At 60.8% G+C, this 14,847-nt stretch carries 8 protein-coding genes and 2 pseudogenes; all 10 read left to right on the top strand.

The genetic code is table 11. The annotated features are described in order from the left end of the window. The first annotated feature begins 53 nt into the window (after positions 1-53). The 10 genes and pseudogenes from JN403_RS02300 (at position 54) to JN403_RS02255 (ending at position 14,726) form a co-directional block, all read left to right on the top strand. Positions 54-1,118, top strand: coding sequence for a pilus assembly protein PilM (locus tag JN403_RS02300; RefSeq protein WP_074890782.1), 1,065 nt, complete (start codon positions 54-56; stop codon positions 1,116-1,118). After that, on the top strand, positions 1,118-1,696 hold the full coding sequence (locus JN403_RS02295) for a PilN domain-containing protein (RefSeq protein WP_205485017.1): 579 nt from the start codon (positions 1,118-1,120) through the stop codon (positions 1,694-1,696). The genes JN403_RS02300 and JN403_RS02295 overlap by 1 nt, the downstream gene beginning before the upstream one ends. Then, positions 1,683-2,330 carry a type 4a pilus biogenesis protein PilO gene (gene pilO / locus JN403_RS02290; protein ID WP_122533930.1) on the top strand — a complete coding sequence of 216 codons (648 nt, stop codon included), beginning with the start codon at positions 1,683-1,685 and terminating at the stop codon, positions 2,328-2,330. Before JN403_RS02295 ends, pilO begins: the two co-directional genes overlap by 14 nt. After that, positions 2,327-2,853: pseudogene (locus tag JN403_RS02285) on the top strand (pilus assembly protein PilP). The gene pilO and the pseudogene JN403_RS02285 overlap by 4 nt, the downstream one beginning before the upstream one ends. Positions 2,854-2,906: 53 nt before the next feature. Continuing rightward, a pseudogene (pilQ, locus tag JN403_RS02280) lies at positions 2,907-4,989 on the top strand (type IV pilus secretin PilQ). Between the two features lie 4 nt (positions 4,990-4,993). Next, positions 4,994-5,512, top strand: coding sequence for a shikimate kinase AroK (aroK, locus tag JN403_RS02275; protein WP_065986620.1), 519 nt, complete (start codon positions 4,994-4,996; stop codon positions 5,510-5,512). A gap of 129 nt (positions 5,513-5,641) precedes the next feature. Then, positions 5,642-6,745, top strand: a complete 1,104-nt coding sequence (gene aroB, locus JN403_RS02270; protein WP_205485015.1) for a 3-dehydroquinate synthase — start codon at positions 5,642-5,644, stop codon at positions 6,743-6,745. Positions 6,746-6,755: 10 nt separating this feature from the next. Beyond that, positions 6,756-8,381 (top strand): AAA family ATPase, encoded by a 1,626-nt coding sequence (locus JN403_RS02265; RefSeq protein ID WP_205485013.1) that lies wholly within the window; start codon positions 6,756-6,758, stop codon positions 8,379-8,381. 358 nt (positions 8,382-8,739) lie between these two features. Beyond that, entirely contained in the window at positions 8,740-13,185 is a 4,446-nt protein-coding gene (gltB, locus tag JN403_RS02260; RefSeq protein WP_205485011.1) for a glutamate synthase large subunit, read from the top strand. A gap of 122 nt (positions 13,186-13,307) precedes the next feature. Further along, positions 13,308-14,726 (top strand): FAD-dependent oxidoreductase, encoded by a 1,419-nt coding sequence (locus JN403_RS02255; RefSeq protein ID WP_122533925.1) that lies wholly within the window; start codon positions 13,308-13,310, stop codon positions 14,724-14,726. Positions 14,727-14,847 lie beyond the last annotated feature (121 nt).

The raw sequence follows: 14,847 nt of genomic DNA, 5'->3' as shown, positions 1-14,847 counted from the left end.
GGCACTGGACTAGAAATCATCCGTAAGTGACGGAAACGCATAGGGAATCGGTTGTGTTCGAACTCTTCAGTAAGAAGGCCAACACCCTTCTGGGGATCGATATTAGCTCCACCTCGGTCAAGCTCCTGGAGCTAAGTCGTTCCGGTAACCGTTACAAGGTCGAGTCTTATGCGGTCGAGCCACTGCCCGCCAACGCAGTGGTCGAAAAGAACATCGCGGAGCTCGAAGGTGTCGGCAGTGCTTTGACGCGGCTGCTGGTAAAAGCCAAAAGTAACGTCAAAATCGCGGCGGTTGCCGTCGCCGGTTCGGCTGTTATTACCAAGACCATCGAGATGGACGCAGGCCTTTCCGACGATGAGATGGAAAACCAGCTCAAGATCGAGGCCGATCAGTACATTCCCTATCCGCTTGAAGAAGTCGCCATCGACTTCGAAGTCCAGGGCTATTCGGCGCGCAATCCCGAACGCGTTGAGGTATTGCTCGCCGCCTGCCGCAAGGAAAACGTAGAAGTTCGCGAAGCCGCGCTGGCACTGGCCGGGCTCACCGCTCGCGTGGTCGACGTCGAAGCCTATGCCTTGGAGCGCTCGTTCGGTCTGCTGTCGGCGCAATTGGGCCAGGACCACGAACAGTTGACCGTCGCCGTCATAGACATCGGCGCAACCATGACCACCCTCAGCGTGCTGCACAACGGCCGCATCATCTATACCCGCGAACAATTATTTGGCGGTCGCCAGTTAACCGAAGAAATCCAGCGCCGTTATGGCTTGTCGGTCAGCGAGGCCGGGCTTGCGAAAAAGCAGGGCGGACTCCCCGACGACTACGTTATGGAAGTCCTGCAGCCGTTCAAGGACGCCGTGGTGCAACAGGTGTCTCGTTCTCTGCAGTTTTTCTTCGCGGCCGGCCAGTACAACCGCGTCGACTACATCATGCTGGCCGGCGGCACCGCCTCTATTTCCGGTCTTGATCGGCTGATCCAGGAACGCCTGGGCACGCCGACGCTGGTGGCCAACCCCTTTGCTGACATGGCGCTGAGCGTCAAGGTCAACGCCGGCGCCCTCGCCAGCGATGCTCCCGCATTGATGATCGCTTGCGGTCTGGCCCTGAGGAGCTTCGACTAATGGCACGGATCAACTTACTTCCCTGGCGCGAGCAGCAACGCGAGGAGCGCAAGAAGCGCTTCATTCTGGCACTGGTTGGCGTGCTGGTGCTTGGCGTAGGCGCCATTCTTTTGGCTGATCAATATTTGAGCAGTGCCATCGCCCACCAAAACGCTCGCAATCAATTTGTCAGGACCGAAATCGTCCAGCTCGATGCGCGCATAAAGGAGATCAGCGAGCTGAAGGCGCGTCGCAAGCAGTTGCTGGAACGGATGAAGATCATTCAGGACCTGCAGGGTAACCGGCCAATCATCGGACGCATCTTCGATCAGATGGCTCGTACCCTCCCCGATGGCGTCTATTTCAACGACGTCAAGATGACCGGGCAGATGATCAGCATTTCCGGCGCTGCGGAATCCAATAACCGGGTATCGGACCTGCTGCGGAATCTGGATGCGTCTGACTGGCTGGAGTCGCCGAGTCTGACCGAGGTCAAGGCAAACACTGCGGCGGGTGGCGTGGATCAGACCAATACCTTCCAGTTGACGGTGCGCCAGACGCAGCCAGCCGTTGAGGGGTTAAGCCATGAACATGAATGACTGGCTCGATAGCCTGAAAAAGATCGACATCAACGACCTGGACGTCAATAACCTGGGTTCATGGCCTGCTGCGGTGAAGACCATTGCCGGCGCGCTGTTGCTGGCGCTGGTACTGGCCGGTGGGTACTTCTTCTATATCCAGGACATGCAGACTCAGCTCGATCAGGCCCGTGGCGAAGAGACGGCGCTGAAAGAGCAGTTCGCGACCAAGGCTTATCAGGCTGCCAACCTCGCGGCCTACAAGAGCCAGATGGTGGAGATGGAAAACACCTTCGGCGCCTTGTTGCGGCAGTTGCCGAGCGACACTGAGGTCCCCGGCCTGCTTGAAGACATTACCCGCACCGGTCTGGGCAGTGGCCTGGAGTTCGAGGAAATCAAGCTGCTCCCCGAAGAGGCCCAGCAGTTTTATATCGAATTGCCGATCCAGATTACCGTGACAGGCAGTTATCACGACCTCGCGACCTTCGCCAGCGGCGTCGCCAGCCTGCCGCGAATCGTGACGCTGCATGACTTCGAGATCAAACCGCTGGACGTCAAGTCCCCCGGCAAGCTGCGCATGAGCATCCTTGCCAAGACCTATCGCTATAACGACAAAGGTCTTCAGAACGTCGACACGAAAGGGCCAGCGAAATGAGGGCGATGCGTTGGTTGTGCGTCGGCGTCACGCTGATGGGGCTCGCGGGCTGCGACAGCTCGAACGAATTTGACGATCTCAAGCAGTTCATGGCCGAGGTGCGCGCGCGGCCTGTCGGCACTATCGAGCCGATGCCCAAGTTTCGGCCGTATGAAGCCTTTACGTATGCGGCGGCCAGTTTGCGCAGTCCGTTTCAGCCGCCGGTCAAGATCGATCTGGTCAACCGTCCAAAGGGCTCGCACCTGGTGCAGCCTGATCCGACGCGGGTGAAGCAGTTCCTCGAAGGCTTCAACATCGATTCCTTCGAAATGGTCGGCACGTTGAGCAATGAATCCGGCACGTTCGCGCTGCTTCGCGGGGCGGGTGGGGTGCATCGAGTGAAAGTGGGCGATTACCTGGGGCGTAACGATGGCCGGATCACGGCGATCACCGACTCGGCGGTGCAAGTGATGGAAATCGTTCCGGACGGAGAGGGGCGTGGCTGGAGCGCCCGCTCAGCATCTCTCTCAAGGAGCGCTCATGAAGACGGCAAGCAAGCGAAGCACCTTCGGATCGGCACAGTGGTGGAATGTGAACATGAACAGGATTCTTTCGATTATCGGCCTGTCGCTAGGGATGGCGATGCTTTCACCGGTTATCCAGGCGGCTAACCTCAAGACGCTGGATGTCGCTGCATTGCCGGGGGATCGAGTCGAATTGAAACTGTCCTTCGACGGTCCGGTGGCGGCGCCGCGGGGCTACACCACCGAGCAGCCGGCGCGCATCGCGCTGGACTTGCCGGGCGTGACCAGCCAATTGGCGATCAAGAGCCGTGACCTGGGTTCAGGCAATGCCCACAGCGTAGTGGTCGTCGAAGCCAAGGATCGCACACGCGTGATCATCAACCTCACCACACTCGCGCCGTACAGCTCGCGTGTCGACGGCAACAACCTGTTTGTGGTCGTGGGGCAGGGCGCTGCCGCGGCTCAGGGCTCGCAGCCGAGTACTGCCACAGGCGCAGCGCGAGTGAGTGTGCCGAGCGGACCTGCCGCGCAATCGAAACCCGTTGCCCGCTCATATGCGCCGGGCCCACGGTCGGTAAAAAACGTCGACTTCCAGCGTGGAGAGTTGGGTGAAGGCAACGTCATTATCGAATTGAGCGACACCGGCATTGCGCCCGATATCCAGGAGCAGGGGGCAAGATCCGCGTTGACTTCGCCAAAACGCAACTGCCTGAACCGCTGCGCGTGCGCCTGGACGTGAAGGATTTCGCGACCCCGGTGCAGTTCGTCAATTCCAGCGCCACAGGTGACAAGGCCAGCATCTCCATCGAGCCGTCCGGCGCGTTCGATTACTCCGCCTACCAGACCGACAACAAGCTGACCATCAGCGTACGTCCCCTGACCAACGAAGATCAGGAGCGCCGCAATTCGGAGAAACTGGTCTACACCGGCGAGAAACTGTCGCTGAACTTCCAGGACATCGACGTGCGTTCGGTGCTGCAACTGATCGCCGACTTCACCAACCTCAATCTCGTAGCGAGCGACACCGTTCAAGGCGGCATCACCCTGCGGCTGCAGAACGTGCCGTGGGATCAGGCGCTGGATCTGGTGCTCAAGACCAAAGGCCTGGATAAGCGCAAGATCGGTAACGTTTTGCTCGTCGGTCCTGCTGATGAGATCGCCGCCCGCGAGCGCCAGGAGCTGGAATCCCTGAAGCAGATTTCCGAGCTCGCCCCCTGCGTCGCGAGTTGCTGCAAGTGAACTACGCGAAGGCTGCGGACATCGCCAAGCTGTTCCAGTCGGTGACCAGCGCTGAATCGAAGACCGACGAGCGCGGTTCGATCACCGTCGATGAGCGCACCAACAACATCATTGCCTACCAGACTCAGGATCGTCTCGACGAGTTGCGCCGCATCGTGTCGCAGTTGGACATCCCGGTGCGCCAGGTGATGATCGAGGCGCGTATCGTCGAAGCCAACGTCGATTACGACAAGGCCCTTGGCGTGCGCTGGGGCGGGTCGAGCAACAGAGGCAATTTCACCACCGGCGGCAGCGGCACCGTGACCGGCGCAGCAGCGACCAACGGTCCCTATGTCGACATGGGCGTGACCGATGCCACCTCGTCTATCGGTCTGGGCTTCCTGACCAACAACACGATTCTTGATCTTGAGCTGACCGCCATGGAGAAGAGCGGCAACGGCGAAGTAGTCTCGCAGCCGAAGGTCGTTACGTCGGACAAGGAAACCGCGAAAATTCTGAAAGGTACGGAAGTGCCTTACCAGGAGGCGAGTTCCAGCGGCGCGACGTCGGTGTCGTTCAAAGAGGCCTCGCTGTCGCTGGAAGTGACCCCGCAGATCACCCCTGACAACCGCATCATCATGGAGGTCAAGGTCACGAAGGATGAGCCGGACTACGTGAACACGGTGCTGGGTGTGCCGCCGATCAAGAAAAACGAAGTGAACGCCAAGGTGCTGGTGGCCGATGGCGAGACCATCGTAATTGGTGGCGTGTTCTCGAATACGCAGAGTAAAGTCGTCGACAAGGTGCCATTTTTAGGCGATGTGCCGTATGTTGGCCGCCTTTTCCGGCGCGATGTGGTTTCGGAGTCAAAATCCGAGCTGTTGGTGTTTCTCACTCCGCGTATCATGAATAACCAGGCGATTGCTGTGAGTCGTTGATTCTGTGCGAAATTTAATTCTTGTGGGGCCGATGGGGGCTGGCAAAAGCACCATCGGTCGCTTGCTGGCCAAAGAGCTTCGACTGCCGTTCAAGGATTCCGACAAGGAAATCGAGCTGCGTACGGGCGCCAATATTCCCTGGATCTTCGACAAGGAAGGCGAAGCGGGTTTTCGTGATCGAGAACAGGCGATGATCGCCGAGCTCTCTGCACTGGACGGCGTAGTTGTGGCCACCGGCGGTGGTGCGGTCATGCGCGAAGAGAACCGCCGCGCGCTCCACGCCGGTGGTCGGGTGGTGTATTTGCATGCATCGGTTGAGCAGCAGGTGGGCCGCACCTCGCGGGATCGCAATCGCCCCTTGCTGCGCACCGCGGACCCGGCGCGGGTGCTGCGCGAACTGTTGGCCATCCGCGATCCGCTGTACCGCGAGATCGCCGATGTCATCATCGAAACCGATGAGCGGCCGCCGCGAATGGTGGTTATCGACATCCTCGCCCTGCTGGCCGAGCTTCCTCCCCGTTAAAGCGCAGACGGAAATGCGCTATCCTCGGCGACCATAAAAGTGGGGTCGCTACATGGCCTTGCGCCATAGCCGGTATCGGCGTTTTCTCAGACGCCCGCAGGCAACCAATTGTTAACAGCGTGGGGACACATGCAGACACTCAAGGTCGAGCTTGGCGAACGCAGCTACCCGATCCATATCGGCGAAGGCTTGCTGGATCAGCCCGAGTTGCTCAAGCCGTACATTGTCGGAAAACAGGTGGCGATCGTTTCCAATGCCACCGTCGCGCCGCTGTACATGGACCGCCTCACCCGATCCCTTGCCGGTTACAGCGTCTTGCCGATCGTGCTTCCCGACGGTGAAGCCTTCAAGAACTGGGAAACCCTGCAAACCATCTTCGACGCGCTGCTCACCGCACGCCACGACCGCCGCACCACTGTGATTGCGCTGGGCGGCGGCGTTATCGGTGACATGGCCGGCTTTGCTGCGGCCTGTTACCAGCGCGGCGTTGAATTCATTCAAGTGCCGACCACGCTGCTGTCCCAGGTCGATTCGTCGGTCGGTGGCAAAACCGGCATCAATCACCCTCTGGGCAAAAACATGGTCGGCGCGTTCTATCAGCCCAATGCGGTGCTGATCGATACCTTGTCACTGAACACCCTGCCTGAACGCGAACTGTCCGCCGGTCTAGCCGAGGTCATCAAATACGGTTTGATCTGTGACGAACCGTTCCTGACGTGGCTCGAAGAGAACGTGGACAAGCTGCGCGGGCTGGATCAGGCCGCGCTGACCACGGCGATCGAGCGTTCGTGCGCTGCCAAGGCTGCAGTCGTTGGCGCCGATGAGCGCGAGTCCGGCGTGCGTGCCACACTGAACCTCGGCCACACCTTCGGCCACGCCATCGAAACCCACATGGGCTACGGCGTGTGGCTGCACGGCGAGGCGGTGGCCGCAGGCACGGTGATGGCGCTGGAGATGTCGGCGCGTCTGGGTTGGATCAGCGAGCAGGAACGTGACCGCGGCATTCGTATTTTCCAGCGCGCCGGCTTGCCGGTGGTTCCGCCGGAAGACATGACGCCCGAGCACTTCCTCGAGCACATGGCGGTGGACAAGAAGGTCATTGACGGTCGTCTGCGCCTGGTGCTGTTGCGTCGCATCGGTGAAGCAGTGGTAACTGACGAATATCCACAAGAAGTACTACAGGCCACACTGGTCGCGGACTACCGCGCCTTGGTGGATCAGCTTAGAGGTTAATGAGAAATCCATGACTAGTTTGCACGCCGATGAGGCCTTCCTCGGTCATTACCAGTTGAGTCATGACCCCTTTGCAACGCGGGTTCCCGGCTTCAAATTCTTCCCGGCACAGCGCAAGCCTGTGCTGGGTCAGTTGCATCATCTCGCGCGATACAGCCAACTGCTGTTGGTCGTCACGGGGCCTCAGGGCAGTGGCAAAACACTGTTGCGTCAGGCGCTGGTGGCGAGCACCAACAAGCAGTCGGTGCAGAGCGTTGTGGTGTCCGCGCGTGGCGCAGGTGACGCGACGGGCGTGTTGCGTCAGGTTGCCCAGGCGCTGAACGTCGCTCAAGCGGAAATGCGCCCGATCCTGGCGCAAGTCGTGCAGTTGGCGCTGACCGGGCAGGAAGTCTACATCCTGGTGGACGATGCCGAACAACTGGGCGAATCCGCACTCGAAGCGTTGTTGGGATTGGCAGCAGGCACCCCGGAAGGGCGTCCGCATGTCTTCCTGTTCGGCGAGGCTTCGATCATTGATCGCCTGGATCAACTGTGCGCCGAGAGCGGTACCGAGGAAGAGCGATTCCACGTTATCGAGCTCGCGCCGTATACCGAAGAAGAAACCCGTGAGTATCTGGCTCAGCGTCTCGACGGCGCAGGACAGGGCGTGGAGTTGTTCAGCGCCGCACAGATCACTGATATCCACGAGCAATCCGGTGGATGGCCAGGCGCGATCAACCAGGTCGCGCGCGATTCGATGATCGAAGCCATGATTGCCAGCCGCTCTGCGGTCAAGCGTCCAAGTATGGGGTTCAAAATGCCTAAGAAACACGTGTTGGCTTTGGGTGGGGTTGTTGTTGCAGCCGTTCTCGCGGCGTGGCTGATTCCGGGCCGCAGCAACGCACCTGCCACTGCACCTGCCAACTCTCAGGCGCAACTGCCTCTGGGTCAGGGCCAGGCGCCTGCGCAACAATCGAACAACGGTGGCCCGGCCATCGAGTTCGCGGGGAATTCGCAGCCTATGCCTTTGCCGATGAACGGCTCTCAACCCGCGACTCGCGCGCCGCTGGCTGAAGCCGCAGGCTCGGGCGAAGGTGACGGCGAAGATGGCGGCCCTGCAGCTAACCAGTCGCTGCAGCCACCAACCGTGACCACCACTGCGCCACCGGCGGGTGCGACGGCGAGTCCTGCTCCGACCATGGCTCAGCAGCCGGTTCCGGCAACGCGCCCTGCACCGGCGGCCAAGCCAACGCCTGCTCCGGCGCCTGCCGCGAAACCTGCGCCCGCGCCGACTCAGGTGGCCACCGCCAAACCTGCCCCGGCACCGGCGGCCAAACCAGCTGCGGCAGCTGCAGCGTCCGGCGCTGCGGGCAGTGGCTGGTACGCAGGTCAGGCACCGACGCATTACGTGGTGCAGATCCTCGGTACCAGCTCCGAAGCCACCGCGCAGAGCTACGTGAAAGAGCAGGGCGGTGAATACCGCTACTTCAAGAAAACCCTGCAGGGCAAGCCCCTGTTTGTGGTCACTTACGGCAGCTTCGCCGACCGCAACGCGGCACTGACCGCTATCAAGGCCTTGCCAGAGAAGGTTCAGGCTGGTAAACCTTGGCCTCGTACTGTCGGCAGCATCCAACAGGAACTCGCCGCCGCCCGCTGATGACGCAGGGACCTTATCCAGGTCCCTCGCTTGGCCCTCCCGATATCACGCATGAGCGTGCTGCCAATGAGCAGCGCGCCTTGCGGTGTCTGCGTCTCAGGCACACATTGATCTTCGGGCTCTCGTTGGTCAGACTCGCAACAAAGCTCTGGCTAGCACGAGAATCGATATAAAACCTTTCATGAATGCGACATAAATTTGCGACACTTCGTCGTCAAATTTGTGAGGACTTGTGTCGCTGTGTACAATGACCTCCCTTTTGCTCCCGCAAAGCCGGCATACGTTCGGCGTGGATGGTAAATGGTTGAATTGAAAAGAAATTTGTCCCGTTAAGGGGCAGCCTGGTGAGAATGTGTCTATGAAAGCAGGTCTGTACCATCCAGAAGAATTCAAGGATAACTGTGGTTTCGGCCTGATCGCCCATATGCAAGGCGAGCCCAGTCATCACCTGTTGCAGACGGCTATCGAAGCCCTGACCTGCATGACCCACCGTGGTGGTATCAACGCCGACGGCAAGACCGGTGACGGTTGCGGGCTGTTGATGCAAAAACCTGACACCTTCCTGCGTGCGGTCGCCACCGAAGCTTTCGGCGTCGAGCTTCCGCGCCAGTATTGCGCAGGCATGGTCTTCCTCAATCAGGACGACGCGAAGGCTGAAGCCGCCCGCGAAAACATGAACCGTGAAATCCTCGCGGCCGGCCTGACCTTGATTGGCTGGCGCCAGGTGCCGATCGACACCAGCGTGCTGGGCCGTCTGGCCCTTGAGCGCTTGCCGAAGATCGAACAGGTGTTCATCGGAGGCGAAGGCCTGAGCGATCAGGAATTCGCAATCAAGCTGTTTTGCGCACGTCGTCGCTCCTCGGTGGCCAACGCTGCCGACGCCGACCACTACATCTGCAGCTTTTCCCACAAGACCATCATCTACAAAGGCCTGATGATGCCGCGTGACCTCACGGCATTCTTCCCGGACCTCAACGACGAGCGCCTGCAAACCGCGATCTGCGTGTTTCACCAGCGCTTCTCGACCAATACCCTGCCGAAATGGCCGCTGGCTCAGCCATTTCGCTTCCTCGCCCACAACGGCGAGATCAACACCATCACCGGTAACCGCAACTGGGCTCAGGCCCGTCGCACCAAGTTCGCCAACGACCTGATGGACCTCGACGAGCTGGGCCCGCTGGTCAATCGCGTGGGTTCCGACTCTTCGAGCATGGACAACATGCTCGAGCTGATGGTGACCGGCGGCATCGACCTGTTCCGTGGCGTACGTATGCTCGTGCCGCCGGCGTGGCAGAACGTCGAAACCATGGACCCGGATCTGCGCGCGTTCTACGAATTCAACTCCATGCACATGGAGCCGTGGGATGGCCCGGCCGGCATCGTCATGACCGAAGGTCGTCACGCCGTCTGCCTGCTCGACCGCAACGGCCTGCGCCCTGCGCGCTGGGTCACCACCAAGAACGGCTACATCACCCTCGCGTCGGAAATCGGCGTGTGGAACTACAAGCCCGAAGACGTTATCGCCAAGGGCCGTGTTGGTCCGGGCCAGATCTTCGCCGTGGACACCGAAACCGGCCAGATTCTCGACACCGACGCCATCGACAGCCGTCTGAAGTCGCGCCACCCGTACAAGCAGTGGCTGCGCAAGAACGCCCTGCGTATTCAGGCGACGCTGGAAGACCACGACCACGGTTCAGCGTTCTACAACCCGGATCAGCTCAAGCAGTACATGAAGATGTTCCAGGTCACGTTCGAAGAGCGTGATCAGATCCTGCGCCCGTTGGGTGAGCAGGGTCAGGAAGCGGTCGGCTCCATGGGCGATGACACGCCGATGGCGGTGTTGTCCCGTCGTGTCCGCACCCCGTACGACTATTTCCGTCAGCAGTTCGCGCAGGTCACCAACCCGCCGATCGATCCGCTGCGTGAAGCCATCGTCATGTCGCTGGAAGTCTGCCTCGGTGCCGAGCGCAACATTTTCCAGGAGTCGCCAGAGCATGCGTCTCGCGTGATCCTCAGCTCGCCGGTGATTTCCCCGGCCAAGTGGCGCTCGCTGATGACCCTGGATCGTCCGGGCTTTGATCGTCAGATCATCGACCTGAACTACGACGAAGCCATGGGCCTGGAAGCGGCCGTGCGCAACATCGCCGATCAGGCTGAAGAGGCCGTGCGTTCGGGCAAGACCCAGATCGTCTTGAGCGACCGCCATATAGCGCCAGGCAAACTGCCGATTCACGCGTCGCTGGCCACCGGTGCGGTGCATCACCGTTTGACCGAAAAAGGCCTGCGCTGCGACAGCAACATTCTTGTCGAGACAGCAACGGCTCGCGACCCGCATCATTTCGCCGTGTTGATCGGCTTCGGTGCGTCGGCGGTGTACCCGTTCCTGGCCTACGAAGTGCTGGGCGACTTGATCCGTACCGGCGAAGTGCTGGGCGATCTGTACGAAGTCTTCAAGAACTACCGCAAGGGCATCACCAAAGGCCTGCTCAAGATCCTGTCGAAGATGGGCATTTCGACCGTCGCGTCCTACCGTGGCGCGCAGCTTTTCGAGGCCATCGGCCTGTCGGAAGAAGTCTGCGACCTGAGCTTCCGTGGCGTGCCGAGCCGCATCAAGGGCGCGCGTTTCGTCGACATCGAAGCCGAGCAAAAAGCCCTGGCCTTCGAAGCCTGGAGCGCACGCAAGCCGATCCAGCAGGGCGGTTTGCTGAAGTTTGTCTACGGCGGCGAATACCATGCGTACAACCCTGATGTGGTGGCGATGCTGCAAGCTGCCGTGCAACAGGGCGATTACAGCAAATTCAAGGAATACACGGCGCTGGTGGACAATCGTCCGGTGTCGATGATCCGTGACCTGTTGAAGGTGAAAGAGCTCGATACGCCGCTGGGCATCGATGAAATCGAGCCGCTGGAGGGCATTCTCAAGCGCTTCGACTCGGCGGGTATTTCACTCGGCGCGTTGTCGCCGGAGGCCCACGAAGCGCTGGCCGAGGCGATGAACCGTCTGGGCGCGCGCTCCAACTCCGGTGAGGGCGGCGAAGATCCGGCGCGCTACGGCACCATCCGCAGCTCCAAGATCAAACAGATCGCGACCGGCCGTTTTGGCGTGACGCCTGAGTACCTGGTCAACGCCGACGTGCTGCAGATCAAGGTCGCCCAGGGCGCCAAACCGGGCGAGGGCGGGCAACTGCCAGGCGGCAAGGTCAACGGCCTGATCGCCAAGCTGCGCTACGCAGTGCCGGGTGTGACGCTGATTTCGCCACCGCCGCACCACGACATCTACTCCATTGAAGACTTGTCGCAGCTGATCTTTGACCTCAAGCAGGTCAACCCGGCGGCGCTGGTCTCGGTCAAGCTGGTGGCCGAAGCGGGCGTGGGCACGATCGCAGCCGGTGTAGCGAAGGCCTACGCCGACCTGATTACGATTTCCGGCTATGACGGCGGCACCGGTGCGTCACCGCTGTCGTCGATCAAATACGCGGGCTCGCCATGGGAAATCGGCCTGGCCGAAACCCACCAGACCCTGCGTGGCAATGACCTGCGCGGCAAGGTTCGGGTGCAGACCGACGGCGGCCTGAAAACCGGGCTGGACGTGATCAAGGCGGCCATCCTCGGCGCCGAGAGCTTCGGCTTCGGCACCGCGCCGATGATCGCACTGGGCTGCAAATACCTGCGCATCTGCCACCTGAACAACTGCGCCACCGGCGTGGCGACCCAGAACGACAAGCTGCGCAAGGACCACTACATCGGCACCGTAGACATGGTGATCAACTTCTTCACCTACGTGGCTGAAGAAACCCGCGAGTGGCTGGCCAGGCTGGGCGTGCGTTCGCTGGAAGAACTGATCGGGCGTACCGATCTGCTGGACATCCTGCCGGGTGAAACCGCCAAGCAGCAGCATCTGGACCTGACGCCGCTGCTGGGCAGCGACCACATTCCGGCCGACAAACCGCAGTTCAGCCAGGTCGAGCGCAACCCGCCGTTCGACAAAGGCCTGCTGGCCGAGAAAATGGTTGAACTGGCGATCACCGCCATTCAGGCCAAGAGCGGCGGCGACTACGAACTGGACATCTGCAACTGCGACCGCTCCATCGGCGCGCGGATTTCCGGCGAGATCGCCAAGCTCCACGGCAACCAGGGCATGAACGACGCGCCGGTGACCTTCCGCTTCAAGGGCACGGCAGGGCAGAGCTTTGGCGTGTGGAACGCCGGCGGCCTGAACATGTACCTGGAAGGCGACGCCAACGACTACGTCGGTAAGGGCATGACCGCCGGCAAGCTGGTGATCGTGCCTCCAAAAGGCAGCCCGTTCAAAACCCAGGACAGCGCCATCATCGGCAACACCTGCCTGTACGGCGCGACTGGCGGCAAGCTGTTCGCGGCGGGCACGGCGGGCGAGCGTTTCGCAGTGCGTAACTCTGGCGCCCACACCGTTGTGGAAGGCACGGGCGACCACTGCTGCGAATACATGACCGGCGGTTTCGTCTGCGTGTTGGGCAAGACGGGTTACAACTTCGGCTCAGGCATGACGGGCGGCTTCGCGTACGTGCTCGATCAGGACAACACCTTCGTTGACCGGGTCAACCACGAGCTGGTCGAGATTCAGCGCATCAGCGGGGAAGCGATGGAAGCCTATCGCAGCCACCTGGAGCGTGTGCTGGCCGAATACGTGACCGAAACCGACAGCGAGTGGGGCCGCAATCTCTGGGAAAACCTGGACGACTACCTGCGCCGCTTCTGGCTGGTCAAGCCGAAAGCCGCGAGCTTGAAGTCGCTGTTGTCCAGCACCCGCGCGAATCCGCAATAACAGCAGCTGCGAGCGGCAAGCTTCAAGCCGCAAGCTAACGGCAGCGCGCGAGTGCCTGCGAACATGATTTTCTTGCAGCCTCAAGCTTGGCGCTTGAGGCTGTAGTCAGGAGTTTTACCACCATGGCTGAACGTCTCAGTAACGACTTCCAGTTCATCGAAGTCGGGCGTAAAGACCCGAAAAAGAAACTGCTGCGTCAACGCAAGAAAGAGTTCGTTGAAATCTACGAACCCTTCAAGCCTCAGCAGTCGGCCGATCAGGCGCACCGCTGCCTGGGTTGCGGCAACCCGTACTGTGAATGGAAATGCCCTGTGCATAACTTCATTCCCAACTGGCTGAAGTTGGTGGCCGAGGGCAACATCCTCGCGGCCGCCGAGCTGTCGCACCAGACCAACACCCTGCCGGAAGTCTGCGGCCGCGTGTGCCCACAGGATCGTCTGTGTGAGGGCGCGTGTACCCTCAACGACGGCTTTGGCGCCGTCACCATCGGCTCGGTCGAGAAGTACATCACCGACACGGCCTTCGCCATGGGCTGGCGCCCGGACATGTCCCGCGTGGTGCCAAACGGCAAGCGCGTGGCCATCATCGGCGCAGGCCCGGCAGGTCTGGGCTGCGCTGACATTCTGGTGCGCGGCGGCGTGAAGCCTGTGGTGTTCGACAAGAACCCGGAAATCGGCGGTCTGCTGACCTTCGGCATTCCCGAGTTCAAGCTCGAGAAGAGCGTGCTGAGCAATCGCCGCGAAGTGTTCACCGGCATGGGCATCGAGTTCCGCCTCAACACCGAGATCGGCAAGGACATCACCGTCGAGCAGTTGCTGGAAGAGTACGACGCGGTGTTCATGGGCATGGGCACGTACACCTACATGAAGGGCGGCTTCCCCGGTGAAGACCTGCCTGGCGTGCACGATGCGCTGGATTTCCTGATCGCCAACGTCAACCGCAACTTGGGCTTTGAAAAGTCGCCGGAAGATTTCGTCGACATGAAGGGCAAGAAGGTCGTGGTACTCGGCGGCGGCGATACGGCGATGGACTGCAACCGCACGTCGATCCGTCAGGGCGCGAAGTCAGTGACCTGCGCCTATCGCCGGGACGAAGAAAACATGCCGGGTTCGCGCAAGGAAGTGAAGAACGCCAAGGAAGAAGGCGTAAGGTTTCTGTACAACCGCCAGCCCATTGCCATCGTGGGTGAGGATCGTGTCGAAGGCGTGAAAGTCGTCGAAACGCGTCTGGGCGAGCCTGATGCGCGCGGCCGTCGCAGCCCCGAGCCGATTCCGGGTTCCGAAGAGATCATCCCGGCGGACGCCGTGGTCATCGCGTTCGGTTTCCGTCCAAGCCCGGCGTCGTGGTTCGATCCGCAAGGTATCCAGACCGACAGTCAGGGCCGCGTCGTGGCGCCGGAGCAGGGCCAGTTCAAACACCAGACCAGCAACCCGAAGATCTTTGCCGGCGGCGACATGGTCCGCGGGTCCGATCTGGTGGTGACCGCCATCTTCGAAGGCCGCAATGCGGGTGAAGGGATTCTGGATTATCTGGGCGTCTGATGACGCCAGCTGCAAGCTGCAAGCTGCAAGCTGCAAGCTCCAAGCCACAAGCGGTAAGCGGTAAGCTCCAAGCCACAAGCTTAAGGCAGACGCTGATTTATTTTTACTTGAAGCTTGCGGC

It is taken from the genome of Pseudomonas sp. 15A4 (assembly GCF_016925575.1).
Classification (GTDB): domain Bacteria; phylum Pseudomonadota; class Gammaproteobacteria; order Pseudomonadales; family Pseudomonadaceae; genus Aquipseudomonas.
This window is presented reverse-complemented; position numbering and strand designations above follow the sequence as displayed.